Source organism: Arthrobacter sp. CAN_A1, from assembly GCF_015751665.1.
Taxonomy (GTDB): domain Bacteria; phylum Actinomycetota; class Actinomycetes; order Actinomycetales; family Micrococcaceae; genus Arthrobacter_D.
Map to the genome: position 1 here is coordinate 77,612 of NZ_JADOUR010000010.1, position 26,779 is coordinate 104,390.

At 61.1% G+C, this 26,779-nt stretch carries 28 protein-coding genes, 1 tRNA gene and 1 pseudogene; 21 read left to right on the plus strand and 9 right to left on the minus strand.

All coding sequences use genetic code 11. The features are described 5' to 3' along the window. Positions 1–4 precede the first annotated feature (4 nt). On the plus strand, positions 5–1,498 hold the full coding sequence (gene pyk, locus IWX62_RS12045) for a pyruvate kinase (RefSeq protein WP_196841661.1): 1,494 nt from the start codon (positions 5–7) through the stop codon (positions 1,496–1,498). Positions 1,499–1,563: 65 nt separating this feature from the next. On the opposite strand, the gene IWX62_RS12050 is transcribed toward pyk, so the two are convergent. Further along, the gene (locus IWX62_RS12050; protein ID WP_196841662.1) at positions 1,564–2,166 is read right to left on the minus strand and encodes an ANTAR domain-containing response regulator; all 603 of its coding nucleotides are present in this window, start codon (positions 2,164–2,166) and stop codon (positions 1,564–1,566) included. Positions 2,167–2,313: 147 nt separating this feature from the next. Between IWX62_RS12050 and IWX62_RS12055 the strand changes: the two genes are divergently transcribed. Further along, positions 2,314–2,395 (plus strand) — tRNA-Leu (locus tag IWX62_RS12055). Between the two features lie 307 nt (positions 2,396–2,702). Here IWX62_RS12055 and IWX62_RS12060 read toward each other — a convergent pair. Together IWX62_RS12060 and IWX62_RS12065 are read right to left on the minus strand one after the other, a co-directional pair. Further along, the gene (locus tag IWX62_RS12060; RefSeq protein ID WP_196841663.1) at positions 2,703–3,566 is read right to left on the minus strand and encodes a sulfite exporter TauE/SafE family protein; all 864 of its coding nucleotides are present in this window, start codon (positions 3,564–3,566) and stop codon (positions 2,703–2,705) included. Positions 3,567–3,633: 67 nt separating this feature from the next. After that, positions 3,634–3,777: a hypothetical protein gene (locus IWX62_RS12065; protein WP_196841664.1), complete on the minus strand. Its 144-nt coding sequence runs from the start codon at positions 3,775–3,777 to the stop codon at positions 3,634–3,636. Between the two features lie 216 nt (positions 3,778–3,993). Between IWX62_RS12065 and IWX62_RS12070 the strand changes: the two genes are divergently transcribed. The 8 genes from IWX62_RS12070 (at position 3,994) to IWX62_RS12105 (ending at position 11,613) form a co-directional block, all read left to right on the plus strand. After that, positions 3,994–5,628, plus strand: a complete 1,635-nt coding sequence (locus tag IWX62_RS12070) for a pyridoxal phosphate-dependent decarboxylase family protein (RefSeq protein WP_196841665.1) — start codon at positions 3,994–3,996, stop codon at positions 5,626–5,628. Further along, positions 5,625–7,016: a lysine N(6)-hydroxylase/L-ornithine N(5)-oxygenase family protein gene (locus IWX62_RS12075; RefSeq protein ID WP_196841666.1), complete on the plus strand. Its 1,392-nt coding sequence runs from the start codon at positions 5,625–5,627 to the stop codon at positions 7,014–7,016. The genes IWX62_RS12070 and IWX62_RS12075 overlap by 4 nt, the downstream gene beginning before the upstream one ends. After that, on the plus strand, positions 7,013–7,591 hold the full coding sequence (locus IWX62_RS12080) for a GNAT family N-acetyltransferase (RefSeq protein WP_196841667.1): 579 nt from the start codon (positions 7,013–7,015) through the stop codon (positions 7,589–7,591). The genes IWX62_RS12075 and IWX62_RS12080 overlap by 4 nt, the downstream gene beginning before the upstream one ends. 5 nt (positions 7,592–7,596) lie before the next feature. Then, positions 7,597–9,483, plus strand: a complete 1,887-nt coding sequence (locus IWX62_RS12085) for an IucA/IucC family protein (RefSeq protein ID WP_196841710.1) — start codon at positions 7,597–7,599, stop codon at positions 9,481–9,483. Between the two features lie 153 nt (positions 9,484–9,636). After that, positions 9,637–9,834: a plasmid mobilization relaxosome protein MobC gene (gene mobC, locus IWX62_RS16300; protein ID WP_333483391.1), complete on the plus strand. Its 198-nt coding sequence runs from the start codon at positions 9,637–9,639 to the stop codon at positions 9,832–9,834. Beyond that, on the plus strand, positions 9,835–10,065 hold the full coding sequence (locus tag IWX62_RS12095; protein WP_196841668.1) for a hypothetical protein: 231 nt from the start codon (positions 9,835–9,837) through the stop codon (positions 10,063–10,065). Positions 10,066–10,101: 36 nt separating this feature from the next. After that, a complete protein-coding gene (locus IWX62_RS12100) occupies positions 10,102–10,443 on the plus strand; it encodes a hypothetical protein (RefSeq protein ID WP_196841669.1) in 342 nt (113 codons plus the stop codon). A 327-nt stretch (positions 10,444–10,770) separates the two neighbouring features. Continuing rightward, positions 10,771–11,613, plus strand: coding sequence for a class I SAM-dependent methyltransferase (locus IWX62_RS12105; RefSeq protein WP_196841670.1), 843 nt, complete (start codon positions 10,771–10,773; stop codon positions 11,611–11,613). Positions 11,614–11,711: 98 nt separating this feature from the next. On the opposite strand, the gene IWX62_RS12110 is transcribed toward IWX62_RS12105, so the two are convergent. From IWX62_RS12110 to IWX62_RS12120, 3 genes are all read right to left on the minus strand, one after another. Further along, positions 11,712–11,867 (minus strand): hypothetical protein, encoded by a 156-nt coding sequence (locus IWX62_RS12110; RefSeq protein ID WP_196841671.1) that lies wholly within the window; start codon positions 11,865–11,867, stop codon positions 11,712–11,714. 241 nt (positions 11,868–12,108) lie between these two features. Continuing rightward, positions 12,109–12,231 (minus strand): type B 50S ribosomal protein L36, encoded by a 123-nt coding sequence (gene ykgO / locus IWX62_RS12115; protein ID WP_196841672.1) that lies wholly within the window; start codon positions 12,229–12,231, stop codon positions 12,109–12,111. 21 nt (positions 12,232–12,252) lie between these two features. Continuing rightward, positions 12,253–13,359 carry a GTP-binding protein gene (locus IWX62_RS12120; RefSeq protein ID WP_196841673.1) on the minus strand — a complete coding sequence of 369 codons (1,107 nt, stop codon included), beginning with the start codon at positions 13,357–13,359 and terminating at the stop codon, positions 12,253–12,255. 217 nt (positions 13,360–13,576) lie between these two features. On the opposite strand from IWX62_RS12120, the pseudogene IWX62_RS12125 reads away from it, so the two are divergent. Further along, a pseudogene (locus IWX62_RS12125) lies at positions 13,577–13,951 on the plus strand (Fur family transcriptional regulator). A gap of 193 nt (positions 13,952–14,144) precedes the next feature. Here IWX62_RS12125 and IWX62_RS12130 read toward each other — a convergent pair. Both IWX62_RS12130 and IWX62_RS12135 read right to left on the minus strand, forming a co-directional pair. Next, positions 14,145–14,444: a hypothetical protein gene (locus tag IWX62_RS12130; protein ID WP_196841674.1), complete on the minus strand. Its 300-nt coding sequence runs from the start codon at positions 14,442–14,444 to the stop codon at positions 14,145–14,147. Then, complete coding sequence (locus tag IWX62_RS12135) at positions 14,441–14,797, minus strand: ArsR/SmtB family transcription factor (protein WP_196841711.1); 357 nt, start codon at positions 14,795–14,797, stop codon at positions 14,441–14,443. The genes IWX62_RS12130 and IWX62_RS12135 overlap by 4 nt, the downstream gene beginning before the upstream one ends. 566 nt (positions 14,798–15,363) lie before the next feature. On the opposite strand from IWX62_RS12135, the gene IWX62_RS12140 reads away from it, so the two are divergent. The 8 genes from IWX62_RS12140 (at position 15,364) to IWX62_RS12175 (ending at position 23,595) form a co-directional block, all read left to right on the plus strand. Continuing rightward, a complete protein-coding gene (locus IWX62_RS12140; RefSeq protein ID WP_196841675.1) occupies positions 15,364–16,392 on the plus strand; it encodes an ABC transporter substrate-binding protein in 1,029 nt (342 codons plus the stop codon). A 40-nt stretch (positions 16,393–16,432) separates the two neighbouring features. Then, positions 16,433–17,314, plus strand: coding sequence for a hypothetical protein (locus tag IWX62_RS12145; RefSeq protein ID WP_196841676.1), 882 nt, complete (start codon positions 16,433–16,435; stop codon positions 17,312–17,314). Beyond that, positions 17,307–18,158 (plus strand): class I SAM-dependent methyltransferase, encoded by an 852-nt coding sequence (locus tag IWX62_RS12150; RefSeq protein ID WP_333483392.1) that lies wholly within the window; start codon positions 17,307–17,309, stop codon positions 18,156–18,158. The genes IWX62_RS12145 and IWX62_RS12150 overlap by 8 nt, the downstream gene beginning before the upstream one ends. Beyond that, positions 18,155–19,453: an opine metallophore biosynthesis dehydrogenase gene (locus IWX62_RS12155; RefSeq protein WP_196841677.1), complete on the plus strand. Its 1,299-nt coding sequence runs from the start codon at positions 18,155–18,157 to the stop codon at positions 19,451–19,453. Before IWX62_RS12150 ends, IWX62_RS12155 begins: the two co-directional genes overlap by 4 nt. Then, on the plus strand, positions 19,450–20,799 hold the full coding sequence (locus IWX62_RS12160; RefSeq protein ID WP_196841678.1) for an MFS transporter: 1,350 nt from the start codon (positions 19,450–19,452) through the stop codon (positions 20,797–20,799). The genes IWX62_RS12155 and IWX62_RS12160 overlap by 4 nt, the downstream gene beginning before the upstream one ends. A gap of 67 nt (positions 20,800–20,866) precedes the next feature. After that, positions 20,867–21,997 carry a FecCD family ABC transporter permease gene (locus IWX62_RS12165; RefSeq protein WP_333483393.1) on the plus strand — a complete coding sequence of 377 codons (1,131 nt, stop codon included), beginning with the start codon at positions 20,867–20,869 and terminating at the stop codon, positions 21,995–21,997. A 28-nt stretch (positions 21,998–22,025) separates the two neighbouring features. After that, a complete protein-coding gene (locus IWX62_RS12170; RefSeq protein ID WP_196841679.1) occupies positions 22,026–22,796 on the plus strand; it encodes an ABC transporter ATP-binding protein in 771 nt (256 codons plus the stop codon). A gap of 304 nt (positions 22,797–23,100) precedes the next feature. Beyond that, positions 23,101–23,595 (plus strand): hypothetical protein, encoded by a 495-nt coding sequence (locus IWX62_RS12175; RefSeq protein ID WP_196841680.1) that lies wholly within the window; start codon positions 23,101–23,103, stop codon positions 23,593–23,595. 1,109 nt (positions 23,596–24,704) lie between these two features. Here IWX62_RS12175 and IWX62_RS12180 read toward each other — a convergent pair. Then, entirely contained in the window at positions 24,705–25,211 is a 507-nt protein-coding gene (locus tag IWX62_RS12180) for a hypothetical protein (RefSeq protein WP_196841681.1), read from the minus strand. A gap of 234 nt (positions 25,212–25,445) precedes the next feature. On the opposite strand from IWX62_RS12180, the gene IWX62_RS12185 reads away from it, so the two are divergent. Then, positions 25,446–25,862 carry a DUF302 domain-containing protein gene (locus IWX62_RS12185; RefSeq protein ID WP_196841682.1) on the plus strand — a complete coding sequence of 139 codons (417 nt, stop codon included), beginning with the start codon at positions 25,446–25,448 and terminating at the stop codon, positions 25,860–25,862. Between the two features lie 162 nt (positions 25,863–26,024). Next, positions 26,025–26,762 (plus strand): flavodoxin family protein, encoded by a 738-nt coding sequence (locus IWX62_RS12190; RefSeq protein WP_196841683.1) that lies wholly within the window; start codon positions 26,025–26,027, stop codon positions 26,760–26,762. Positions 26,763–26,779: the final 17 nt, after the last annotated feature.

A 26,779-nucleotide genomic window follows, 5' to 3' on the forward strand; every position in this document is an offset into this window, starting at 1 on the left:
TTTCATGAGACGCGCAAAAATTGTTGCAACATTCGGGCCCGCGATTGCAAGCTACGAGAATACGCTGGCGGTGTTGAAAGCCGGCGTGGATGTTGCCCGGATGAACATGAGCCACGGCGATCACGGCGTGCACAACCAGACCTACGAGTTCGTCCGCCAGGCCGCCGAAGAGTTGGGCCGCCCCGTCGCCATTTTCGCTGACCTGCAGGGACCCAAGATCCGTCTTGGCCGCTTCGCTGATGGGCCGCACGTGCTGGTTCCCGGCGACGTTTTCACCATCACTACCGAGGACATTCCCGGTACTCAGGACATCTGCTCGACCACCCACCTAGGGCTGCCTCAGGACGTCAATGTGGGGGACACCCTCCTGATCGACGACGGCAAGGTGGCGATGCGGGCCACCGAGGTTGACGACGTGAAGGTCGTCGCCGTCGTCACCGTGGGTGGCGCGGTGTCGAACAACAAGGGCATCAACCTGCCCGGGGTCGCCGTGAGCGTGCCAGCGATGAGCGATAAGGACGAGGCCGACCTGCGGTGGGCCATCCAGCGCGGCGTCGACATGGTGGCACTGTCCTTCGTGCGGAACGCGTCCGACGTCGTCCGTGTCCACGAGATCATGGACGAAGAGGGACGCCGCGTTCCCGTTATCGCCAAGATTGAGAAGCCGCAGGCGGTGGACGCGATTGAGGAAATCATTGACGCGTTCGATGCCATCATGGTGGCGCGTGGCGACCTGGGCGTGGAACTGCCGCTCGAAGAGGTGCCCATTGTGCAGAAGCGGGCGATTGAGCTGGCCCGTCGCTGGGCCAAGCCCGTGATCGTTGCCACCCAGGTGCTCGAGTCGATGATCGACAACCCGCGTCCGACCCGCGCCGAGGCCTCGGACTGCGCCAACGCTGTGCTCGACGGCGCGGACGCCGTCATGCTGTCCGGCGAGACCAGCGTGGGCAAGTACCCCATGGAGACCGTACAGACGATGGCCAACATCATCGAGTCGACGGAAAAGCACGGACTGGACCGGGTGCCGCCGCTGGGCAGCAAGCCGAAGACCCGCGGCGGCGCGATTACCCGTGCAGCCGTGGAGATCGCCGACCAGCTGGACGCCAAATACATCTGTACCTTCACGCAGTCCGGCGACTCGGCACGGCGTCTGTCGCGCTTGCGGCCCACCAAACCGGTGTTTGCGTTCACTCCGGTGCAGTCGACGTTGAACACGATGGCGATGATCTGGGGCATCCAGCCGATGCTCGTGCCGTTCGTCGAGCACACCGACCAGATGACCGCCCAGGTGGATCGGGTGCTGTTGGAGCAGGGCCTGGTGGAGCCGGACGAGCTGGTGGTCATTGCCGCCGGTTCGCCTCCGGGGCAGGCCGGCTCGACCAACTCCATCAAGGTCCACAAGGTGGGCGACATTGCCGACGCCGGCCAGCTGCCAAGTGGCTACACTCCGAACAAGGAGAAGGTCGGTCCTTGGCCGGTCAAGAACAAGCTCAAGTAGGCACGTAAGAGCTGAAGGGCCCCGCCAGGATGATCTGGCGGGGCCCTTGTGTTGTTCGCGGGTTGTTAGTTGACCTGGTTGATGATGGTTTCGGCGACTTCGCGCATGCTGAGGCGGCGGTCCATGGAGGTCTTCTGGATCCAGCGGAAGGCCTCGGGCTCAGTGAGCCCCATCTTGGTGGTGAGCAGGCTCTTGGCGCGTTCCACAAGTTTGCGGGTGGCGAACTGTTCCTGCAGGTCCGAGACCTCGTTCTCCAGTGCCTTGATCTCCTCGTGCCGGGAGAGGGCAATCTCGATGGCCGGGATCAGATCGGCTGGAGTGAAAGGCTTGACCACGTAGGCCATGGCGCCGGCGTCCCGTGCCCGTTCCACCAGTTCCTTCTGGCTGAAAGCGGTCAGGAGGACCACGGGGGCGATGCGTGCTTTCACAATCTGCTCTGCGGCGGTGATGCCGTCCATGACGGGCATCTTCACGTCCATCAGTACGAGGTCGGGTTTGTGCTCCTTGGCGAGCTGCACTGCCTTTTCACCGTTGTCGGCTTCGGCGACGACGTCGTACCCTTCACCTCGGAGAATCTCCACAATGTCCAGGCGGATGAGGGTTTCATCCTCGGCAACAATCACGCGCCGCGCAACACCCGAGACGGTCGGCTCGTTGGATTCAGACACAGCAGGCTCCTTATTCAATCAATCAAATTGCCCGGCCGGGCAGCGCCCGTTGCCGGTTCACTGAAACAGCCTATCGGCATGTAGAGTAGTTTCGCGCACTGACGAAGACTTGAGTTGTTCATCTCATATTCGGCGGGGCGCAGGTTAGCCCGAATGGCGGAATTGGCAGACGCGCTGCACTCAAAATGCAGTATCGAAAGATGTGTGGGTTCAAGTCCCACTTCGGGCACAGTGTTTCCCCTTGTCAGAGGCTGTTTCGCTCTCTGACTGGGCACAAACCGGCTCAGATCGTGGACAGGGTGTGCCTGTTTTGGTGGGTGGGTTGCACTCTTCCTGTGACGGTCCGCCTCCTTTTCTCTCCTGAAGCCCTTGGTGGGCTTTCTTACTACTTCATGGGGGAGAGGCGGCGAAGGTACATGACTTCGGCAGGATTTTTTTGTGACCGGTTCGCCTCTTCCTCACACGGCTCCAGGCCAAGAGGGCGTCTCCTAGTGTTGGCAGGTTTACCAGGATTAGCCTGGAGACAGCGACGATTCTCAGCTCAACGGAAAATATTCACTGTCGGAAGTACGGGTGGCTAGTCGTGTTTCCAGACTTTGATTGAAGACAGTAGGAGTAGCAGGACGAGCAGTGGGATGAGGATCGAGCTCGGGACGACGCCGAGCAGCAGGCCGCCGATGATTGTTCCGCTGATCGAACCCAGCGTCATGGCGACGAGAAATGGTTTGTTCTCGCCGAGGACGGCGAAGCTCTTGTCTCGACTGAAGCGGGCGAACGCGACGAGCATGGTGGGCAGGGATACAGCGAGAGAGACTCCCAGCAATTTTGATGTCGGTGCCGTAGAGCAACACGATTGTGGGGATGAGTAGCTCGCCGCCAGCGACGCCCATGAGGGCGGCAACTACGCCGATAACGACTCCGGCTGCGACGCCGAGGATGGTCCGCAGTCCGACCGTAATATTGAGGGGTTCAACCGTGAAGAAGTGAGTCACGAAAAGCAGCACCGCGATCAGCACGAGTAGGACAGCGATGACCCGGTAGAACGTTTTGGACTTGAGCCGTGTAGCCCAATGCGCTCCAGCCCATGCGCCGAGGAGACTTCCGGCCAGGAGATTCAGGACGATGAACCAATAAGGGGAGAGCTCCGCCAAGGGGACAGCAACCAGGCGGGCTGGCACCGCGGTTACGACAACGACGAGGCTCATCGCTTTGTTCATGATGATCGCTGGCAACGCGGCAAAGCCGAAGAGCCCGATGAGTAGGGGGAGCCGGAAATCCGCACCACCTAGACCGATCATGCCGCCTAGGACGCCGATGATGGCACCAGCAACAAAGACCAGGACGAGGGATCGCTGGTGTACAGGTCTTGTTGTCGGTAACGGCGGGCTGTTGCTTCTCATTCCTGCAAACTAGCATCCTCGCGCGACGGTGTGATCGGATTGGGGATGAGGTGGATTTCGGATGCATTTACGCACGCGGTATCGACGACTTCGACTTCCCGGCTTTGATGTCGCGGCCGGCTATGTAGGCCACGAGCGGAGACCCGGCGTTGAGATTTATCCGGGCGAAGTGTTCTTCAGTGGTGATCGCGGTGACATGGTTCCGTGCCATGCTGTGCTTCCCGGGGGCGGGAGAGTTACGTTGCCGTTTCTATCGTTGACCTCCAATCACTGACACTTCATGACTCAGTCATCTCGCGGACTCCGGCGATCGCAATAAATACGTTACAGAAGTTTGACTAAAAAGCATGCCTAAGTAAGGCTAGCCTTACCTCGAATAGTCTAGCTAAGGAATATTACCGTGCCCCTGTTGCCTCGAATCGATGAGATGTCTGTGGATGAAGCGTGGGTAAACGACACCCTGCCTGGACAAAATTTCGGCGCCCGGGTGGAGCTTGTCCTTTCTGCCACCAATCACCTGCTCAATACCCGAAACTTCCCGCGTTACGTGGCACAGGTGCTGCAGGGGGTGAACGCTGTGGCCACCAAACTGGAGCGGACCACACAGCCGTTCACCGGCGTCGTTCCAGCTGAACTGAAGCGGCGGGTCGACTCCGTCAACCTGAATCGACCGCTACCCGACACTGCCGCAGCCCTGGAAGAGTTGGAATCCGTCTATCTCCGTGACGCGATCTACTTCCATGACGTCAAGTACGCCTCCCACCTGAATTGCCCTGTGGTGATCCCGGCGCTGGTGGGTGAAACAATCCTGTCGGCGGTGAATTCGTCGATGGATACGTGGGATCAGAGTGCAGGTGCCACCATGATCGAACGTCGTCTTATCGACTGGGCGGCCGAACGGCTGCATCTGGGGCCAGCGGCCGACGGCGTCTTCACCTCTGGCGGTAGCCAGTCGAACCTGCAGGCCCTCCTGATCGCGCGCAACCGTGCTGTTGCCGACTTGCGCCAGGATCCGGCTCGGACCGGATCCCGACTCCCGTCGTTGCTTGAAGGACTACGCATTTTCGCGTCGGCCGACAGTCACTTCAGCATCAAAAAGTCTGCGTCGATGTTGGGGTTGGGCTTCGACTCCATTATTTCCGTCCCTTGCACCCCAGACCACCGGATGGACCCTGCAGCACTTGCTGAAGCTTTGAGCGAAGCATACGACGCAGGGCTGCGTCCGATGGCGGTGATAGCCACCGCCGGGACGACCGACTTCGGTGCCGTGGATCCACTCACTGAAATCGCCGACCTTGCTCATGCCTACGGCTCCTGGTTCCATATCGACGCTGCCTACGGCGGCGGCCTGATGGTCTCCGGGCGCTACCGCCACCTCTTGGAGGGGACACGGCGGGCGGATTCCGTCACGGTGGACTTCCACAAAACCTTCTTCCAGCCTGTAAGCTCCAGCGCCCTGCTGGTCCGGGATAGTTCCATGCTGCAGCACGTTACCTACTACGCGGACTACCTGAACCCGGAAAGCGCCGCCTCGAACGAGGTCCCAAATCAGGTGGACAAGAGCCTGCAAACCACACGCCGCTTTGACGCACTCAAGCTGTGGTTGACGTTGCGCATCATGGGGGCGGATGCCATCGGCGCCCTCTTTGATGAGGCCATTGACCTCGCTGCCCGAGTGGGTTCGGCGCTAGCCGCCGACGAGGATTTTGAACTTGCTGGCGAACCGCAGCTCAGCACACTGGTCTTCCGATACCGGCCACTGGTACCCGGCCCGTCACCCAGCATTCTCGGGGCCGATTTCGACGAGGCCAGCACATTCAATGGTGCCGTGCGGCTCCCGGAGAACACGGCAGACCAAGTGAACCCGGCGATCCGCGCCGCAATTTTTGCCTCCGGCCAGGCGGTAGTGGCTGGCACCACCGTTGCGGGGCGGCATTACCTGAAGCTCACCCTCCTCAACGCCGAGGCAACCCTGGAAGACATCAACGAGATTATCGAGTTGCTGCGATGCACGGGCGCCCAACTGCTAGCCCACTCAACGACGACAGGCGAGTCCGCATGAGCACCCCCACTGGCGTACACGTATTCGATTTCGCGGGCATCGGCGTCGGGCCCTTCAACCTGGGTTTGGCCGCCCTCAGCGAACCAGTGGACGGACTGGACGGGGTGTTCCTAGAACAACGGGATTCATTCGACTGGCACCCCGGCATGATGCTGGAGTTGGCCCACCTCCAGGTGCCCTTCATGGCGGATCTGGTGACGATGGCCGACCCCACATCACCCTTTTCATTCCTGAACTTCCTGAAGCAGACCGGGCGCCTCTACCGGTTCTACATTCGCGAAAACTTCTACCCCCTGCGCGCCGAATACAATCAGTACTGCCAATGGGTGGCTGGTCAGCTGCGGTCCGTCCGTTTCAGCACGTCGGTGCTCGATATCACGTACGAAGACGGCGTGTACCACCTTGCGGTCGTGGGGCCCGGCGGACCGGAAGGGCTCCTGGCGCGGCGCCTCGTGCTGGGAACCGGTACGTTGCCGTACGTGCCGGAATCTTGTCACGGAATAGTCAGCGCGGCTGCCACCGATGACGGCGGCCTCGCCTTCCACAACACTGATTACCTGGCGAAGAAGAGCGAGCTGCAGGCCCGAAGGAGCATCACCATTGTGGGGAGTGGCCAGAGCGCAGCCGAAATCTACTACGACCTCTTGCAGGAGATCGATATCCACGGGTACCAACTGAAGTGGGTAACCCGATCTGGTCAATTTTTCCCCCTGGAATACACCAAGCTCACCCTTGAGATGACCTCTCCCGAATACGTTGACTATTTCCATGGGTTACCCCCAAACCAGCGTGACTGCCTGATCACGAGTCAGAAGAATCTCTACAAAGGCATCGATGCTGAACTCATCGACGCCATCTACGACCTCCTGTACACCAAGAGCCTCGCGGGTCGGGTGGACACCCGGCTCCTGACCCACTCATCGGTGACCGGTGCCGTGTGGGATCCGGTCGTCGGGTCCCACACCCTTCAACTGAGGCATGAGGAGCAGGACAGTGACTACAAGCTGACCAGCGAGGCCGTGATCCTGGCGACCGGCTATACCTACCGGGAACCGGCGTTCCTCGCCAACATTCAGGACCGGATTGCCCGTGACACGGATGGCCGGTTCGCGGTGGCACGCAATTACAGCACCGGCGTCGAGCCCGGTGAAATCTTCGTCCAGAACGCAGAACTACACACCCACGGCTTTGTCACCCCCGATCTTGGGATGGGCGCCTACCGAAACTCGTGCATCATCAGTGAGATCACCGGAAGGGAACCCTACCTGGTGGAGCGCAGCATCGCGTTCCAGCAGTTTGGTGCGCCGGACCCTGCCCTGGGGGCCAGCCCCACGGTCGGAAAATTCGGCGCCGCGCGCCCCTTCCGGGGAGCCGAGGTGCCAGCATGAGCTTCACCTTCCGCTGCGTGGATGCAGCAACCGACGCACCCCTCCTTCACAGCTGGATGATCAGGCCCTACGCGGCGTTTTGGGGGATGCAGTCCTCCACAGTCGACGGCGTGGCGGACGAATACTCCAGGATCGAGGCCAGCGGTCATCACCACGCACTGCTGGGGCTCGACGACGGTGCCCCCGCGTTCCTGATGGAGGAGTACAATCCGGTCTCCTCGCCGCTTGCAGCGGTGTATGCGGTGGTGGAGGGTGACATCGGGATGCACCTGCTGGTAGCGCCGCCGTCGGGAACGCCCCAATCGGGGTACACCAGCGCTGTGATGGACGCAGTGCTGAACCGCCTGTTCCAGCATCCTGGCGTCGAACGCGTGGTGGTGGAACCCGATGCGAACAACAGTCGGATCCATGTTCTCAATGAACGGCTCGGCTTTCAACCAGCGGGCGTGGTGACCCTAGCGGACAAGGAAGCTCTGCTGAGTTTCTGCACCCGCGAGGATTACCTCGCCGCCAGGTCAACGCTCCAGAACCCCCACCACCATTTCAGCCCCATAACCCAGGGAGCCACGCTGTGACCATCATTGAATTTGACGCGACCTCGCAGGAACCAAGCATTTCCAGCGACACCGGGGCGGCTGTGTCTCATCTGACTCCTGAACGCTGGACTAGGGCCAACCGCCATTTGCTACGCAAGGCACTGGCCGAATTCCTGCACGAACGCATCCTCTCGCCGCAGCGGCAGAGCATAGGCGGCAATGGACAGTCTGACCCGTGCGGGCCTGCGGCGTATGTGCTCCGCAGCGACGACGGTTCCACTGCCTACTCGTTCACCTCCCGTGTGCTGGACCTTGAGCACTGGTCCGTTGAGGACGCCTCTATCCGCTGCCTCCGAAATGGGAACGCAGCTGCACTCGACGTCCTTTGCTTCATCACGGAATTCAGGGACACCTTGGGCATCCGCGAAGAGATGCTGCCTGTGTACCTCGAGGAGATCAGCAGCACCCTTGCGGCCCACTGCTACAAGCAGTGGCGTGGCCAGCCCGCTGCCGCGGAACTCGCAGCTGGTGTCACCGGCGGAACCGATCCTGCCGCCGACTTCCAGGCAATCGAGCGCAGCATGACGGAGGGGCATCCCTGTTTCGTGGCCAACAACGGCAGGCTCGGCTTCGGCATCAGTGACTACCGGGCATTCGCCCCTGAGACGGGAGCTTCCGTCCGCCTGGAATGGATCGCGGTTCACCGAAGCCAAGCGGTCTTCAGCTCCAGTGACGGCCTGAACTACGCCGCCCATCTGGAGTCCGAACTTGGTGCCGAACTCCTGCTGTACTTCGACGCCGAACTTCGGGCTCAGGGCGCCGATCCCGCTGAATACTTCCTGATGCCGGTGCACCCCTGGCAATGGGAGAACAAGCTGACCGTCACCTTCGCCGCCGATATCGCCCGCCAGCGCATCATCCACCTTGGGACGGGGCCTGACCACTATCAGGCGCAGCAGTCCATCCGCACCTTCTTCAACACCGACTTCCCGGAGAAGAGCTATGTAAAAACGGCATTGTCGGTGCTCAACATGGGCTTCATGAGGGGGCTCTCGCCGCAGTACATGTTGGCCACCCCAGCGATCAACGACTGGCTACGGGACCTGATCCGATCAGACAGCGCGCTACAGCAGCATGGCCTGACCATGATCAGCGAGATCGCGGCCATCGGCTACCACAACAGCTACTACGAGACCGGGTCTGCAAAAGGCTCCCCCTACCGGAAAATGCTGTCCACCCTATGGAGGGAAAGCCCGCTTCCGCTGCTGGAGGACGGCCAGCAATTAGCCACCATGGCGTCACTGTTGCATGTTGATGAAGCCGGTCGGCCTCTGGTGTCCGCCTTCATCGAGCGTTCGGGGCTGGAACCCACCGAATGGCTTCGCTGCTACTTCGAGGCGTACCTCGTACCCCTGGTTCACTGCCTGTATCGGTACGAACTTGCGTTCATGCCGCATGGGGAGAATGTGATCCTAGTGCTGGACAACGGTGTGCCCGTGCGGGTGGTCATGAAGGACATCGCCGAAGAAATCGTGGTCATGGGAGACCGCCTCGATCTTCCCGAGGAGGTATCTCGGATTCGCGTTGACATTCCCGACGGCGAAAAGGCCCTGGCCATCTTCACCGATGTCTTCGACTGCATCTTCCGCTTCCTCGCTTCGCTGCTTGTCGAGGACGGGAAACTCAGCCAGGAGGAATTCTGGGGGATGGCTGCCCGGGTCATTCACACCTACCAGCGGGAACACCCGGAGCTGGCTGATCAATTTGTCCGCCATAACCTGTTCGCCGCCCACTTTGACCTGTCCTGCCTGAACCGGCTTCAACTACGGAACAACCAGCAAATGCTTGACCTTGCTGACCCGTCCGGAGGGCTACAGCTGGCCGGTCGACTGGTCAACCCGCTCGCGAGATTCGCTGCCAGTTGCGCCTGAGAGCCAGCGCGATGCGGGCCGGACTCAGTACGTGCGACTTTCAATGTCGGAGCAGGAACGCGCCTCACTGCTGATGTTGGAGGAACGCACACCAACCGGACAGCTTCTGAGATCCCGGTCAGTGCCACTCTGTACGCGGATAATTCAGAGTCGTTGGCTGAACGCCCGGCGCTCGCAATCGAGCTGACGCAGGCCCGCCGCCTGCTGGCGACGATCTCTAACAAGGTGAACCAGGTTGCCCGGCATGCCAACGCGGGAGATGAATTTTACAAGGACGCTGCTGCCGCCGTGGCTGCTGCACGACGGGTGGCTGATCGCATGTATGAGCTGGTGGAAGAGGTGGGCCGGTAGATGATTCCGACCGTTTCCCGTGGTGACCGGATGACCGGTCTGATGGTCTACCTTGCAGGACCGGGCAGGGTCAACGAGCACCTTGAACCACATCTTGTGGCCAATCCTTCGCTGATCATGGCCTGGCTCGGTAACACGGAGTTGAACCGTGATGCTGCCGTAGCAATTGGGCACGAGCTGGACCCGGCTAAACGCTTCCTGAAGGCGGACGTTCCGGGCAGGCACGTCTAGCACTGCTATCTGAGTCTGCGAGCTGAGGAAGGCGACTTGTCGGATGAGCGGTGGCCGGATATCGCGCGCTACTTCATGGACGAGATGGGCTTCACTGAGGCCGGCGCCCAGAACGAAGCTATTGCCGCAACCGAGCCGTTCGAAGAACGACACCGGTTAGCGAATCATGAATACCAGGTAATCGATGAGCAGAGTAATCGGCCACATCATTTCAGCAGCAGGTATGAGGTGTGGCGCAACGATCTGCTCATCCGATCGGAACAGCACGAAGGCCGATCGAATTCTAAAGCGCATCAAGATGTCATCAATCAGGTGCGAGGTCTGCGGTTAGTGGCCTCCTCCAATCTTCCCAACGTCGTCGTGATTCGTCGGCCATAAATCTGGCATTGACATACCGGCCCCGATTGGCTTAAATCACCTCGATGCAGTCAGTGGTGGCACGGTTCAGGGGCGTGATGAGAGCCGCAGTAAGAGATTGGACCGCGGCCCTCCATTGGCCATTCTATTGCGAATGATTATAATTTAGATTATGTCGATTTTCAGGTGGTCCGGCGCCGTGATTGCCGAACCGGCTAATGTTTCCGAGTCCGTTGACTATTGTGTCGTCTCGTTACGACGCCATGGCTTTTTGAAGTCGGCCGCGCTTTGGGTTGTTCTGGCATTCGGGGTCTGTTTCACCGTTTTGGTGTCGGCGAGTGTGGGTCCGTGAACGGAGCACCAAACAACTTAGCTGATCAGCTGCCGTGTTACGCCGAGGCATTCAGCGCCGTGCAGGCCTTCGGCGCTCTCGACGATGTGCTTTGGCGTCCGGTTAGCCACGGGACTGTTTCCTCATCGCGCCCGCGGTACGGCGAGCATGTCCTCGATGCCTGCTGCGGTAACGGGGCATCAGCACTGCCCGCTGCGCGGTTGGTCGGTCGACGCGGATCCATGCACGGGGTGGACCTGTCCGCCGCACTCACCGGCGAGGCCCGGGAACGGGTCGCGGCTGAAGGCCTTGATTGGGCAGCTTTCACTGCCAGCGACGTCACCAAGTTCCCGGTGCCGGCGAGATGCTTTGATCTGGTGCAGTGCGTGCTCGGCATTTTCTTCCTCTCCGACATGAACGCCGGCACTACATCGTTGATCCGCCAGGCGCGCCCGGGCGGGCGGGTTGCCTTCACCATTTGGCAACGCGGCGCCATTTTTCCAGTGGGGGAGTGCCTGGTCGAAGCCCTTGCGCCGTTCAAACCGGCCCTGGCGCAGCAGTGGGACAAACAAGCCGATGCTCTGATCAACCGGATCAACACGGCGGAAACCTACGCGGCCTGGTTGCGGGAATCAGGCCTGGAAAACGTTCGGATCGACATCCGCGAACACGGTGTCGTACTCGGGGGCACCACCTCGCGGGCGTTGGTATTGGGCTCCGGATTTCGCGCAATGCTCGCGGGGCTGCACCCTGCCCAGATTGTGGAGGTCCGGGACCGTTACCTAGAGATCCTCATGCAACGCGACGTGATGAGCGTTGATGCCACCACCTTGGTGGGTATCGGAAAGGTAGCACGATGACTAAGAAAAAACACCACAGGAAGACAGCTCCAGGATCGGCGCAGACCGATCCAGGAGGCCCAATTCTTGCGCTCTGCGTGGGACATCGGTGTTCGGCCCTAAGGCGGCTGGCGGAGAACGAGGACAGTGTCGAAGATCTCAAAAGTGCAGTCAGAGACTCCGCGGGTGCGGTCTTTATCAGCGCGGATTGTCTGGGCCCGTGCGCTGTCGGAGCCGTTGCCGCCGTCGCGCACCGCGACGGGCACAGTAAACACACCGGGCGCAGCGTCTGGCTCGGCAGCACCGAAAGTCCTACACGCAGCGAAGCCCTCAAACAGTGGATCGTCGATGGAGGCCCGTCAAGCCATAAAAGGCCTGATACCGATGTTCCCGCCCCGTTGAGTTCCGCCATTGTCGGGCTGGGGCATCCACCGTCGATAGTGCGCAAAAGTTGAGGACAGCAGGGGTTACCCTGCCGGCCTCAACTTTTGCAGATTCGTTTTCAGTGGATTTTTCTCAGCCTTGACGGGCTTTCATTCGCGGGTTCTTCTTGTTGATGACAAAGGTGCGTCCGCGGCGGCGGACCACTTGGGCGCCGGGCACTTTTTTCAGTGCCGCCAGTGAATTGCGTACTTTCATGATGTTCTCCGTTTCTGAGGTTTAGCGGGTTGAGTTGAGATTGAATGGGTCAGGGAAACTCTCATGTCCGGCCATCATTTCGGCGTCTGTGAGTTCGCAGCCGGAGAGCAGCCGTTTGATTTCCGTGGCGTCCATCCCTTCGCCGGTGGCAGCGAGCACGGTTGCCCGGTCTCCGAAGACGGGGTGCCATTCACGGTCGGTCCCTGCACCATTTTCCTGACCGGTGCGGGATTCTGGGGGCCAGGCGCCGGTGTTTTCCAACCAGACCCGCGGTCCGATGCCCTTCACCGCGATACAGCATTCCGGGGCGGCGGCGAGCCATACTCGTCCGCGCAGCCAGCAGCAGCCCTCGGCGAGGATTCCTAGTGCGTGGCGGAACCGTTCCGGGTGCAGTGGGCGCTCAGCCCGCTGCACCACGGTGGAAAACGGTGCGGTCGACGGACTTCCAGGGATCAGGACAGAGCCAAGTGCTGTGCGGTGCGCGGCCTGCGCGTAGTCGTGGTGGCCCGCACGGACGGAGCAGCCTGCGTCACCTTCACCGACGGACGCGTGCGGTGCCAGCTCATGGATCAGCTGCACACCACGGGAACGGGTCTTCGGGTCCACCGGGATCAGTGCCGGGTCGGAAAGCAGCACTGTGTCATTGAAAGACAATTCCCCGATAAGGAATTCGCCGGCCGTACGGTCATCATGGGGCACGGGTGTGTAGCCGGATTCAAAGAGCGTGTGATGATCCCAGATCTGATCCTCCACAGCATCCGGCGCGCAGGCCAGGACCGCCGAATCAACGCTAAAACTACGCCCTAGCCCCTTATGCAATGCCAGGACGGCTGTCTCGGCGGAGACCGCCGGCGGCAGCCCAAGAATAGTGTTCTGTTCGCCGCGGGCCAGTAGGCGGTCCACGGTCGGGACCACGTCCAGACGCACGGTGCAGCTCAGACACCCGTGCTCCAGTTTTCTCTTGTGGCGTTCGATGGCCTGACCGTCGGTAAAGATGCGGCGGATCACCAGGCCGTCCTCCAAAAGATCATGAAAAACCACGACGGCGTTGGGTAAACCTGCAGCCAAAGCCTCACAGGCCTGCTGACGGCAGAAAACATCAAGGGAACTAACTATGGTGATAGACACAGCCCCACCATATATGAGAATGATTCTCAACTACAAAACGGTGTATTCTCATTCCTGGACCACACAAGATTCCGGCTTGGACTGGCTACGTCGCTCTTTTCGATGAAATACCAGTGATGCCGGACCAAAAGGGGGAAGGGTGGTGAATTCGCATGACTTCCGAGACGGTGCAGCAGACCCGGGGGCCTGAGCAGCGCAAGACCGGCAGCGCACGGCAGTGGACGCGGCACTTAGTGAGCTTCGGGACTTTGTCAGTGCCCAGGAACTGCACCGGCGGATCAAGGCCGAGGGCGGGTCGGTTTCCCTCGCCACGACCTACCGGATCCTGCAGTCCCTGGCCAGTGACGGCCTGGCAGATGTGCTGCGCAACGCCGAGGGCGAGTCTGTGTACCGGCGGTGCGCGGCCGGACGGCATCATCACCACCTACTCTGCCGCAACTGAGGGCGTACCGTGGAAGTGGAAGCTCCCACAGTCGAGAAATGGGCAGCTCGAGTAGCCGCCGAACACGGTTATACCGAAGCATCCCACACCGTAGAGATTCACCGACTGTGCCCGGAGTGCTCGGCAACCGACCGCCTCAAACCCGCATAACACCGCGATCTCTTTGCCTCTCCGGAGGTGGAGCAAAGAGTCAACGTCACGGCTGTAGCGGTTTCGATACGGTCAGTTCGTATTACCGACCCGCGTGAGACGGAACTCAGGATACTGGTCCTGAATGCGCACAGCGCAGAGCGCGCTGCAGTAGTTGGCCCACCGAACGGCCAGCTACTGCAGCGGCAACGTATCAGTGTTCGTCGTAGTGGTCCTGGTGCTCCGCGTGGCGGTGGCCGTCGTGAAGGTAATCGGTGTGGTCACCGTGCTGAACCTTCTCGTGAGTACAGTCCCCACCGCCATGACGGTGCTCATTCGGACCGTGTTCGGCTGGATCATCGTGTTCGTCGTAGTGGTCGTCGTGCTCCGCGTGGCGGTGGCCGTCGTGGAGGTAATCGGTGTGGTCACCGTGCTGAACCTTCTCGTGAGTACAGTCCCCGCCGCCGTGGTGATGCTCGTCAACGGTGTGTTCAGCTTTAAGTTCCTCAGTCATGACTCTTCCTTTTCCTCAGGTGCGCCGTCAAATGCGGCGTCCACTCGTTCTGTGGTGTGGGTAATGGCGTCATCGATGACATGGGCAACATGGTCATCAGCCAGTGAATACACCGCGTCCCGACCGGACCGGTTAACCGTGACAATGTTGATTCCCCGCAACACCCGGAGGTGCTGTGAAACCAATGGCTGGGACAAACCCGTCGCCTCTACAACGGAACCCACCGAAGACGGCCTGGCGGCTAACACTGTGAGGATATGGAGCCGGGAGACGGTACCCAGCGCCCTAAACAGTTCCGCCACTTTGCCAAGTTGTTTCTCATCAATCACATAAACATATAAACATTGATGCATTAGTAATGCAAGAAGTATCACCTTTTTCGCTTTTTTGGCCAGGCGCCCAAACTGCCGCCGCTCATCGCGCGCCGGTAGCGAAGTAGCCCAGGGTGCCTTGCGCCACTGCTTCAGGGTCCGCCCAGGCGAGCAATCTCGGGAATCGGGCAGATGGCGAAGCTATGCAGGACCTCACTCGGTGACGGCCCGCCCGGCGGCGTGGATGTCGGTAGGTGGTGCGGACTTGTTGGGCCAACGACTAGATCACAACGGTCGCAGTAGCCGCCAGCGGCACGGCAGCACAACCTAGGCCGCCCCCAAAACCGCTTAGCCCACCCCCAGCGAATCGTGCTCACCCCATGCTCCGACGTAGTTAGCCTTTTGACAATGAGAATCATTCTCACTAGTGTTTGACGTCGACGCCTCGGTTCTTTACCGAGGACCGCAGTCACAGCCTCAGCGTTGAACCCCGGACGGAATCACTGCCGGGCATGCGCGAGCCGCGGCTAAAATCCTGCTCATCACCCTGAGACCAGCACGGTCTAGCGATGATGAGCCTTACTTATAACGTGAATGGAGTGCTTTCGATGGGACGTTTTCGGTCTGGTGTGGCTGCAGCGGTGGGACTGGTGGTGCTAGTGGTCACCGGTTGTGGTGGAAGTGCGGGCGGCAATGATCCCTCCGCGTCGGAGGGATCGGCGCAGGGCCCGATCACCGTGACCAGCTGTGGGCGGGAGGTCGTCTTCGATAGTCCGCCGGAGAGCGTCCTGGCCATTGGCTCGGAGGCGCCAGCATTGCTGGAAGCAGCGGGGGCCGGTGACACGGTCACGCACTACGCCGGTTCCCTGGAGGTCCCCTTCGATGAGAAGGTGAAAGACACCGTCACGAAGGCGGAGCGGGTACTTGAGGACTCTCATGACGTGTCATTCGAGACGATCATTAACACCGGTGCGGATGTCGCTATTGGCACTGATATTTCGGCGTCGATGGACATCAATGCTCTTGCGGATCGGCTGGCACAAGCAGGAGTGCAGGTGTTGACGGTGAGCAACTACTGCGCCGGCGTCGAGGGCGGCGCCGCCGAGGGCGAGCAGCCGGGTTTCGACCTGATCTATCGTGACATCGAAAGCTATGGGAAGCTCTTCGGCACCGAGACGGTAGCCAACGAGTCGATCGAGGAGCTGAAGGGTCGCGTTTCCGCTGTTGAGGCCAAGGTGGCTGAACGGTCGAAGAGGAGCGCGATCCCGTTGTACGTCAACGCCGATGGCCCACTCGGTGGCTATGGCGGTCAGGCACTTGTGTCGGAACAAATGGCGCTTCTCGGTCTGGACAATGTATTTGATGACGTGGAGAAGCGTTACTTCGAGCCAAGCTCGGAGGAGATCGTCAGCGCCGCCCCCGATGTCGTCTTTGCGCTGCACCTCCCAACGGGGTCCTCGACGTTGGAGACCAGCGATGACGTGGTCACGGAGCTGCGCAGCCGACCAGAACTCGCCGGGGTAGGCTCCGTCGCGGACGATAACGCTTTGATACCGCTGAACTTTTACTACACGACGGCCAGCCCGCTTGCCGTCGATGGGCTCGAGCTCCTAGCTGAGCGCCTCGGCGATGAATGATTTGGCAATAATTCACCCGCAGGTGCAGGGGCGGACGCCGGTGGCCACACGGACCGCCGGGTCCGATACGGACCCTGTCCGGTCGGTACCGAGCAGGTGGGACGTCGACTTCGTGAAGCTGAGCCCTACCTTGAACATGACCCTGCTGGTCAGGACCGTGCACCCCGCAGAGGAGTACCGCGACATCGCCACGGCCCTCATGTCCGCAGGTCACGTGCACGCAGAGCAGGTTGGGTTCGTCCAGAAGGCCAGCTCGCCGGGCGCGCATGCCCGCCTGCACATGGCTGCCGGCGAGTTCTGCGGCAACGCCTGCATGGCACTGGCGGTCCTGAACGCCTCAGAGCAGGCGCTGGGCCGCGAGGGACGAACCCAAATCGTCCTGGAAGCGTCTGGGGCGGAGAATGTTGTGCGGTGCGAGGTGGAGCGCCGTGACACCGACTACTACTGCCGACTTGATATGCCGCTCCCGCGAGGAGCGGAGTCGTTCGCACCGGCCGAGTTCGGGAATCTTCCCTCGACCCTCGTGACGTACGACGATGCGGTGCATGTCATTGTCGAGACCGACCGCATCGACGGGGGCACCAAAGCTCGGGCCGAGCGTTTGGCGGCCCAGCTTGCGCGGACGAACGACGCGCCATTGGTCGCTGTCATGGTCTATGTGCCGGCCACGGGCCAGCTTGCGCCACTGATCCACATCCCGGCTCTGGGATCGTTGATTTGGGAGAGCAGCTGCGGGTCCGGGACGGCGTCGGTAGGGGTCCATCTCGCTCGGACGACGCGAGCGATTGTGAGCGCCAACGTGATTCAGCCGGGTGGCTCAATGTGGGTCGGCGTGACCCATGAACGAGGTCAAGCCACCGACCTGCAGATCGCCGGAATAGTAAGCATCGTCGCCGAAGGAAAGGCCTACATCCGTGTCTGACACGACCATTATCACCACCGACGAGCAGCGGGAAATGCTCTCGTCGCTGCACAATTACCTGCAACTATTCACCGCGTCAGCCAACCAGTACGACGGGTCGGCCGCGGGCGCAGTAGAGCTTGAACAGCTCATGGCCGACTACGCGAACTTCGTGACCGACGCGAGCCATGAAGAAACCTTTGACACGCTCAAGCTGGAGCAACCACCTGCCTTCGCGGAGCTGGTAACCGGCCTGCGCGACCAGTCAGCGCGGTGCGCCGCCATCACCGAGAAGCACCGCGCACTCCAGCTCCTCGACGGGCAAGTCACCTCGGTCGGCTACTTCGACAACGTAGAGGCCTGCATCGAGCAGGAGCTCGGGTCCTGCCCGCCGACCGTAGACTCGAAGGTCCTGTTGGTCGGCTCGGGATCGTTCCCGATGACTCCGCTGCACCTCGCCCGGTCCACGGGAGCGCGCATTGTTGGCGTCGACATCGATGCTGAGGCTGTCGATCTGGGCCGGCACGTCGTCCACCTTCTGGGGAAGGAGCTGCCTATTACGTTGGAGCACATGTCGGTGGATGACCTCCCCTTCACCGGCGATGCGACCCACGTCATCTTCAGCTCGACCGTCCCTGTGAAGTACGACTTACTCGATCTGTTGTACCCCCTCACACGGGATGACGTGGTCGTGGCGATGAGATTTGGGGACGGGTTGAAATCGCTGTTCAACTACCCGATGCAGGAGGTTGACCCAAAGAAGTGGAGGTTGATCGAGACGGTCCGCCGTCCGGGGCACGTCTTCGACGTCGCGCTGTATGCCAAGGCGCCACTTCCTCCAGGTGACGGGGGCGGCGACCGATGAGCGAGCTTAACCGGGTCCTCATTGCCGGGACCGGCCCTACTGCGGTCCAGCTGGCCGTCCTGCTGAAGAACCACCTCGGATGCGAGGTTGGTGTCGCGGGCAGGACGTCGCCGCGATCAGAGGCCTTCTTCTTCTCGCTGCAGCAAAGCCAGGGAACCCTCCAGGTCGAGGTCCAGAACGAGAAGCATCACCAGCTCGCCGGGCATTGCGTGGTCGCCGAACAATTCGCGGGCTACGACAAGGTGACCGGGCAATGGCAAGGCCTGGTGCTCACGGTGACCGCAGACGCCTACGTCGCTGTGCTGGCACAGCTCGACCTGAGCGTCCTGCAGCAGCTGCGGTGCGTGGTCCTCGTCTCCCCCACGTTCGGTTCCAACGCTTTGGTACGCAACTACCTGGGAACGCGTGGCGTGGACGTTGAGGTGATCAGCTTCTCCAGCTACCTCGGTGACACCCGATGGTTCGATGGCGCGCCCTCGTACCGGGTCTTGACAGCGGGGGTCAAGCGCAAACTGTACCTTGGCTCAAGTCACCCGGGATCGCGCAGCTGCGACATTTTGCGCGAGCTGCACGAGTCCCTGGGCATCATCGTGAACGTCGTGAAGCGTCCGGTGGAGGCGGAGACGAGAAACATCTCCTTATACGTCCACCCACCTCTGTTCATGAACGAGGTCTCATTGAACGCCGTCTTCGCAGATCCGGAGCCCACGCGCTATGTCTACAAGCTCTTCCCCGAGGGCCCGGTCACGCCGGATCTGATCCGCACGATGGTGGCTCAGTGGAAAGAGCTCACCTCGATCATCGAGAAGCTCGGCGGCACCGGTGTCAACCTGCTCGCCTTCATGCTTGAGGACAGCTACCCGGTGCGACCCGAAAGCATCAGCGCTCAGGACGTCGGAGGGTTCGAGGGGCTGCCGCCGGTGCACCAGGAATATCTGGTCTATGTCCGGTACGCATCCCTCCTGGTCGACCCGTTCTCCGAACCTGACCGCGACGGACGGTACTTCGACTTCTCGGCCATCCCCATCCGCCCGATCTTCATTGACGGCTCGGGAACGTGGGACGTGCCGAGGATGCCGAAGGAGGACTATTACCGAACCAAGGTGATCCAGGGTGTAGCCCGGCATCTGGAATCAGCCTGCCCGACGATCGATGCCCTTCTGGAAAACTATGAACAAAAACTGGTAAGTGCGGCCCATGTGCGCAACGGCGAAGAGCTATCCGATGCCTTCGTGGTTCAGGACTTTCGCGACGACGTGGACATGATCTGCGCAGAACTCGCGGGGACGCCATGAGCGAAAAGGATCTTGAAGCGGGCGAGGGCCTGAAACGCCAGAGTGCGGGCCGGACGATCGCTGATGCGGCCCCGACAGGGGATGCCGATCACGTGAGCGATCACGGGGCCGATTCCGAGGGGTCTCAAGACGAGCCGTTGCTCAGCGACTGGCGAATCGCTGCCATGGTGTGGCCGCTTCTGCTTGCTTCGGCGGTTGGCCTGCTGCCGCTCACCGTGTTCAGTGTCTTCCTCGTCTCGATTGCCACCGCGGTCGGTGACGGTGACGCGGCGTCGGTGGGCGCGTTGCGCGGCCTGGGGGGAATCGGGGCGGTCGTTACCGGGATTGTTGTGGCACCGCTGATCGGGCGGATCCCGCCGGCTAGGGTGGCTGCCGTGGCACTAGTGGCTGTGGCTGTGGCGGCCGTCGTCGGAACCATTACGTGGGTCCCGGCGCTGGCGTTATTCTGCCTTCTCATCGGCGTGTCGAACGCGATGCTGTATCCGGCGTTGTCCACCGCGGCAGCGGACCGGTTCGGTACCGGCCCGGCCGCGAGCCGAGCTGCGACTCTGGTGATGACGATGCAGACGCTGGCTGCGACTATGGCCGCGCCGCTGCTCGCGTTTCCCGCATTGTGGTGGGGCTGGCAGGGCAATCTGATTGCCGTGGCGGTCGGGGCTCTGCTGCTGACTCCCGTTCTGCTTCGCCATCGTGGCCGGATCCCCGCCGTCGCCAGCACCGGGCGTCGGCTCGGCTACTTCGTGGCTTTCCGCATGCTGGGTGCAGTGCCAGGTGCGCGGGCACTGCTGATGGTGGCATTTGGTCGAGCCGGAGCCTTCATGGGACACCTAGCCTTCCTGGCCGTGTTCTACAGCGACAGGTTTGATTTGCCGCCGACCGCGTTCGCGTTCGTGTGGTCCCTTAGCGGTGGGTCGTTCTTCTTGGGCCATCTCATTGCGGGGAGGCTGCTGAACACCACCGCTTCCGAGCACCGGGCGCTTAGCGCCATGCGCCTTTGCCTGCTCCTTGCCGTGATCTCCCTTGTCGGGGTGTATCTGGCTCCGACGCTGGTTGTATCGTTACTGGCCACCGCCGTGCTGTCGGGGTCTCACGCGGTGATCGCGGCAGCGGTGGTCACCTTATTGGTTGGTCGCTGCGGTGAGGTTCGCGGCACCGCTCTGAGCCTCAGCGCCGCCGGCATGAGCCTGGGCCTGTTCCTCGGTGCAGCAGCCGGAGGCGCCGGGCTCGCAGCGGGCGGCTATTTGGGAGCCGGGGCCGTGTTCAGTGCATTCACCGTGCTCGCACTGGGCGCCGCCTTAAGTATCCGGGCCGACGACCCACCAGTATCGCCCGAAAGGCAACTATGATTCACCCCGCCATTGCTCCTCTCTCATCAGGCTGTGGCTGTAGCCACGCCTTCGAGCTAGTCCAGCGGTGCGTGAACCTGTGAGCGCCGCCGAAGACGTCCGCCACCACCCCGACCTACCCCCGGATCTAGGCTTCACCACTGAGGAAGATGATCTCGACCATGATCGGCGCCGCCGGCATACCTGGTTGTGGATGGGTGGTTTGTTCGCTGCACTCTTGGTCTCGCTGCCGTTGACCGTGGGCCTGGGTCCGGTCAGCATTGCACCCGGATCGGTGGCCGGGATCGTGGGAAGTCACCTGTTCGGCTCCCCTCAGGTCATTACCTGGACCCCCGCCGAGGACTCCATTGTCTGGCTGTTGCGGGTCCCCCGCGTTCTGCTCGGTGTTGCCGTCGGTGCCGGGTTGGCCGTCGCCGGGGTCGGTCTGCAGGCTTTGACGCGCAACTTACTGGCCGAGCCTTACCTGCTCGGAGTGACTTCTGGGGCATCGACTCTGGCCGCCGCGTCGATTCTCTTCGGGTTCGGCGCCGGGGTCGGCTCAGGGTCGCTGGTCGTCAGCGCGTTCGTCGGTGCGCTGCTTGCCGGGGTGGCGGTGTTTCTGCTGGCCCGCGTTGGCGGGCAGATGACCTCGACCCGGCTGGTGCTGGCAGGCGTTTCGGTCGGGTACGTTCTCCAAGCGCTTACATCGTTTTTGATCTTCGCGTCAGATAACCCGGACGCTGGCCGATCCGTGCTTTTTTGGATCCTCGGTTCGCTGACGCAGGCGACCGGCAGCTCCGCCCTGAGCACCGGGGTAGTGGTCCTCGCTGCATTGATTCTGCTGCTGCTCGTGGCCCGCAGCCTGGATGCGCTGGCGATCGGGGACACTACTGCCCAGACACTAGGGATTTCACCGACCCGGCTGCGCGCCGGTTGCATGGTGGTGATCGCGCTCTGCGTCGGGGCGCTTGTGGCCGCCTCCGGCGGGATCGGTTTCGTCGGCCTGATCATTCCCCACGTTGCCCGGATGTGCGTTGGAACGGCCCACCGCAGGCTGCTTCCTGTGGCGGCCATGCTCGGCGCAATTTTCCTCACTTGGGCCGACGTCCTCGCGCGTCTCGCAATGGCTCCGCAAGAGCTGCCGCTCGGCATTGTAACCGCGCTGGCCGGAGCCCCGTTGCTGTTCCTGCTCGTCCGCCGACTCGACCCGACCCGTTGACCGCCCACAAGATGACAGGCCTCACCTGATGATCTGCGCCACCGACATTTCTTTCGGCTACGACGGCACACTGGTGATTGACGGCGTCGGGCTGCAGGCCGGACGGGGTGAAGTAATCGGTTTGATTGGCCCGAACGGCAGCGGAAAAAGCACATTCCTGAAGACCCTGTACGCGGCTTTGCGCCCCCGAACCGGAGTGGTCACCGTCGATGACCAACCGGTCACGTCCATGGGTGGAGCGGACCTCGCCCGACGGTTGGCGGTGGTCGCCCAAGAAACTCCATCGGACGTCCCGTTCACCGTCGCGGACATGGTGTTGTTGGGCCGGGCACCGCATCGCGGTCCACTGGCCTCGTTCGGCCGGGAGGACCATCGTGTAGTGGCGGCGGCCTTGAGTCGCGTCGGGGTTCGGGAGCTGGCGGATCGCAAGTACGCCACCCTGTCCGGCGGCGAAAAGCAGCGCGTCTTGGTCGCCCGGACACTGGCCCAGCAGGCCGATCACCTGCTCCTCGACGAACCAACCAATCACCTCGACATCCGCTACCAGCATGAGATCCTACGCCTAGTCAACGAACTGGACGTCACCACCGTGGTGGTGCTCCACGACCTCAACCTCGCCGCCCGCTACTGCGACTCACTGATCATGCTCGAGCGTGGAAGGGTTGTAGGGGCCGGTGTCCCACAGCAGGTCCTCACCCCGGAGGCGGTGCGAACCGTCTATGGGATGGAGGTCGAGCAGGTGTACGCCGCTGGATGCCTCCAGCTGATCTTCAGCCCAATCGTGAAGGACGTGCCCTGACGTGCTCGGACGTGGGGTACGAGTCGGACTCAGACATTACCGTAGATGCGAGCGGCGGTGACCGTCGACCTGGCAGATGACACGACTGGGCCGGAGCTCGCCCGCGTTGCGTGCTTCCTCCGAAGTCGCATCAGTGGTGATGCGGGCAACGAGGGCGTCGGAGTTTCAGGTGAACCAGAGGTCCCACTGTCCGAAATCCCTAGGCCGCTCAGTTCCATGAGGAGATACTAGACCTGAGTCTCATAGCCGAGGCCAGCTAAGCATTGATCGTTTGTCCGGAAGGTCTGACAGGAGGATCGGGAATGTGAAAAAGGATGAAGAGGAGATGGCTCCGCATGGTGGTCGCCCTGTGGTTCGGTTGCTCTCCGGTTATGCAGATTCCCCCATCTGGGCGGCGAGCGGTCCCGTCGATTACGCCGATTCGGCATTGACGGAGGAACTCGTCGCGGATCTTGTCGCCTGGGACAGTAGCTCCTATGGGGGAGTGGATGGTCTGCTTATTGAGGTATCTGAACGGTCTAAGGGCCTTGCCGAAGATTTGGCTGGGAGGCTCGCAGCAGAGTTAGGTGATGGGTTCGTCGTCTCCTGTGATGGAGCGGCCGGACCGATGATGGTCAGTAGTGAGATGCCACCGACCGATACCGAGGCCGCGGCGGCCTTCACGGGCCTGATCGATGAAGGGCTGAAGCTCCGGGACTTGCCGCCGGCCAACATGTACTACTACGCACCGCTTTCTGGGCAGGTCTTCACAGGCCCAGACAAACACCGCGATAGCCGAGGATCAGGACCTTCGCCTTGAGGTGATGGACCCTTATCGGTGTTTGGGTGAAGCACAGAATCTTTCCCGTCAAGCCTGCGTCTGCGCAAATACAGGGGTGGATGAATTGTGCTTCCAAGTTCCCTTTCTGCGCTGATTCTGGATTCCGGTGTCGTGGACCTGTCTGAATTCACGGGCGAGCCCCGCGCTGTGGTCATCGACCGAGCTGTCACCGAGTTTTAGGGAAGTACGTAGTCACGTCGTTTCCTTCTCGGATATCCATGAAATGTTTGGAAACGAGAGGTGACTCCCATGATGTTGCTCTATATTGGACGCCTTGAACGCGGTCTTAATGGCGGCTATTCAGGTCATTCATGTGGGCTTTCGAACGCACCGATGACGCCTCTGGCCGGACCGTCACGGGGTTTGGAGTTGCTCGCTCGAGAGGGGGCACAGGCGGCCATCATGTGCGGTCCAGGGGCGGGCAAAAAAGAAGGTGTGCACATTGTGCACACCTTGGGCGTCGGACTGGGGCGGATCGGTGCCGGTTTGGGCCGGTTTGGGCCGGTTTTCGGGGGAGGCCCGTGTTCACAAGGGGTGAAAGCCGGTTCAAGTCCCACTTCGGGCACACGTTTCCCCTTGTCAGAGGCTGTTTCGCTCTCTGACTGTGCACAAACCGGCGCAGATTGTGCGCAGGGTGTGCCTTTATCGGTGGTGGGTTTGCGGTTTTCCTGTGGTGGGTTACTTTCTTCTCCGGTGGAGCCCTGGTTGGGCTTCCTTACTACTTCATGGGGGAGTGGTGGTGAAGGTACATGACTTCGGCTTGATCTTTTCCCAAAGCCCATTTTTAGGGGCGAGCCGCTCAAGCGAAGCGGCAATCCAAGGGTCCCGGTCCCGCCAGCCATCGCGCGTGTAGATAACGAAGGGCGCCCCTCAGCGCTGGTGTCGTGGCCGAGGTAGCCTGCGACCATTTTTGCGTAGCTGATATCGGTGCGTGGTTTCGGCAGGTCGACGCGGAGATTGGCCCTACGCAGTTATCGGCGAGAGTGATGCAGACTAGGCTTTCCTGGAGCCAAAACCCCAAGGGTGTGGCCAATGAAACTAAGGACGTCGGCAAGGGAGTACAGATTCATTGCTGACGGGCTCGAACTTTAGGGCTTCGCGGGCGGAGAGACGGCGTGGTTCCTAACTGGCGTTCGGGACCATGGAGGCCGGCTGAGGAGGAAGACTGTGGCAGCGATGATCGAGCCGGCGGCGAAGATGGTGTCAAGGTGGGTCGACAATGCGGTGCCGTTGTACATAGTTACACCTACAGCGAGCAACGCTGCGCCTAGAAGAATAAGAGCGACCCAATGCTGACGGCGCAGTCCCGTCAAAACCATGAGGGCGGGGACCGCGTACCAAATCATGCTCGCTGTTCCCATGGAGTTGATCTGGTCGATCACGTTTCCCGTCCCTGGAATAGCAGTGACTACTGAGCGGAAAAACATTGAGGCGCAGTGCAGGATCAGCCCGAGCACACCCACCGTAGTCAGGGCGAGGTCCAACGGGGTCAGCCGCCGGGCGAATTTTTTGATGGGTAAGCCTGGGACAACCAGCCGAAGGACTAGCAGCAGTGATGTGACAGCTGCGAGGGCCAGGACGAACGAGGTAGACATGGGGTAACTCTAGTGGGCCGCCGGGCGGCCTATCTGTGTCCTGGGTTGCAGAACGGCCAGTAGTTTGCGCCGGGTTTACTATCAATATTGTGAACAACACTTCGTTGCCGGTGACGCGAAAGGCGCATAGGGTGGGGCCCACGGCCGATAGTGGAAGACCTCAAGAAGGACCTGGGAGTACTTGTCCGTCCTACCGACGGATTGCCCGGGCTCTGGAGCCAGTTCAGGAGAACCATGACATACACGCTCAGCACGACCCTCAGGCTTCCTTGGGCTGAAGCCCTGGACCTTACCCGCGAGGCTCTAGCAGCGCAGGGTTTCGGAATACTCACCGAAATCGATGTTCGCTCTACCTTCGAAGCCAAGCTGGGAAACGAAGCCGCGGACGCCGTAGGCGACTACATCATTCTGGGTGCCTGCAATCCGGCCCTGGCCAGCCTGGCAATCGCCGCCGAACCCGAAATCGGGACGCTGCTGCCTTGCAACGTGGTGGTCCGTCGAAGCAAAGACGCCGAAAACACCACAGTCGAGGCCATAGACCCCCAGACCATGGTCCAACTCAGTGATGCGCCAGCCGTCAAGGACGTCGCCGACGACGCCGGTAGCCGCCTACGGAATGCTCTTGCCGCCTTGGGCGATTACAAAGAGTAAAGACGCTCTGGCCAGTATCGGGAAGTCTGTGCTCTGGGTTACATAGTGAGGGCTCCGTTGGGCCTATCGTGGTGTCTATTCGGTCAAGCTGGATTGCGACCGAGGCACGGATTCTTGAGCCGATCTGCGGTTCTCTGTTACCTAGATAGGAGTACCTTTTAGATGACCGACAGCGTGAAGTCCGTGAGCGGTGACGATCAGTTCAACGGGTTGAGGGCTGTGTTCCTCAATTGCACTTTGAAGCGTAGTCCCGAGTTAAGTCACACGTCCGGGTTGATCCGCTTGAGTGCTGATTTGATGCGGTCGAAGGGCGTGCAGGTGGATATTGTGCGGCCGGTTGATCTTCCGGTGGCGACGGGTGTGTACCCGGATATGAGAGATCACGGTTGGGACGAAGACGCCTGGCCGACCATTTTCGAAAAAATTGAACAGGCAGACATTCTGGTGCTTGCAGGCCCAATCTGGCTTGGAGACAACAGTTCGGTGATGAAACAGATCATCGAACGTCTGTACGCGATGTCAGGGGTAACGAACTCACGCGGCCAGTACGTCTATTACGGGAAGGTGGGCGGTGCTTTGCTGACGGGGAATGAGGACGGCGTCAAGCATTGCGCGATGAACATTCTCTATAGCCTCCAGCACATCGGGATGACCATTCCTCCAGCGGCGGATGCAGGCTGGATCGGAGAGGCGGGGCCGGGTCCGAGCTATCTGGACGAAGGCTCGGGCGGCCCCGAGAATGACTTCACCAACCGCAACACCGCTTTCATGACGTGGAACCTGCTGCACATGGCTCGCATCCTGAAAATGGCTGGCGGTATCCCGGCTGAGGGGAATTTGCCTGAGGCGTGGAAAGACGGCGACCGGTTTGGTCTGGAGGCGAATCCGGAGTACCGGTAGCGTCACCAGCTATGCCA

Bases quoted from the DNA above. Each gene is read 5' to 3' on its own strand.
- ykgO (WP_196841672.1), bottom strand. From the start codon at position 12,231: ATGAAAGTACGCAATTCACTGGCGGCACTGAAAAAAGTGCCCGGCGCC.
- IWX62_RS12135 (WP_196841711.1), bottom strand. From the start codon at position 14,797: ATGCATCAATGTTTATATGTTTATGTGATTGATGAGAAACAACTTGGC.
- IWX62_RS12160 (WP_196841678.1), top strand. From the start codon at position 19,450: ATGAGCGAAAAGGATCTTGAAGCGGGCGAGGGCCTGAAACGCCAGAGT.
- IWX62_RS12130 (WP_196841674.1), bottom strand. From the start codon at position 14,444: ATGACTGAGGAACTTAAAGCTGAACACACCGTTGACGAGCATCACCAC.
- IWX62_RS12070 (WP_196841665.1), top strand. From the start codon at position 3,994: ATGTCTGTGGATGAAGCGTGGGTAAACGACACCCTGCCTGGACAAAAT.
- IWX62_RS12080 (WP_196841667.1), top strand. From the start codon at position 7,013: ATGAGCTTCACCTTCCGCTGCGTGGATGCAGCAACCGACGCACCCCTC.
- IWX62_RS12060 (WP_196841663.1), bottom strand. From the start codon at position 3,566: ATGAGAAGCAACAGCCCGCCGTTACCGACAACAAGACCTGTACACCAG.
- IWX62_RS12065 (WP_196841664.1), bottom strand. From the start codon at position 3,777: ATGGCACGGAACCATGTCACCGCGATCACCACTGAAGAACACTTCGCC.
- IWX62_RS12095 (WP_196841668.1), top strand. From the start codon at position 9,835: ATGATTCCGACCGTTTCCCGTGGTGACCGGATGACCGGTCTGATGGTC.
- pyk (WP_196841661.1), top strand. From the start codon at position 5: ATGAGACGCGCAAAAATTGTTGCAACATTCGGGCCCGCGATTGCAAGC.
- IWX62_RS12170 (WP_196841679.1), top strand. From the start codon at position 22,026: ATGATCTGCGCCACCGACATTTCTTTCGGCTACGACGGCACACTGGTG.
- IWX62_RS12155 (WP_196841677.1), top strand. From the start codon at position 18,155: ATGAGCGAGCTTAACCGGGTCCTCATTGCCGGGACCGGCCCTACTGCG.
- IWX62_RS12190 (WP_196841683.1), top strand. From the start codon at position 26,025: ATGACCGACAGCGTGAAGTCCGTGAGCGGTGACGATCAGTTCAACGGG.
- IWX62_RS12140 (WP_196841675.1), top strand. From the start codon at position 15,364: ATGGGACGTTTTCGGTCTGGTGTGGCTGCAGCGGTGGGACTGGTGGTG.
- IWX62_RS12075 (WP_196841666.1), top strand. From the start codon at position 5,625: ATGAGCACCCCCACTGGCGTACACGTATTCGATTTCGCGGGCATCGGC.
- IWX62_RS12185 (WP_196841682.1), top strand. From the start codon at position 25,446: ATGACATACACGCTCAGCACGACCCTCAGGCTTCCTTGGGCTGAAGCC.
- IWX62_RS12180 (WP_196841681.1), bottom strand. From the start codon at position 25,211: ATGTCTACCTCGTTCGTCCTGGCCCTCGCAGCTGTCACATCACTGCTG.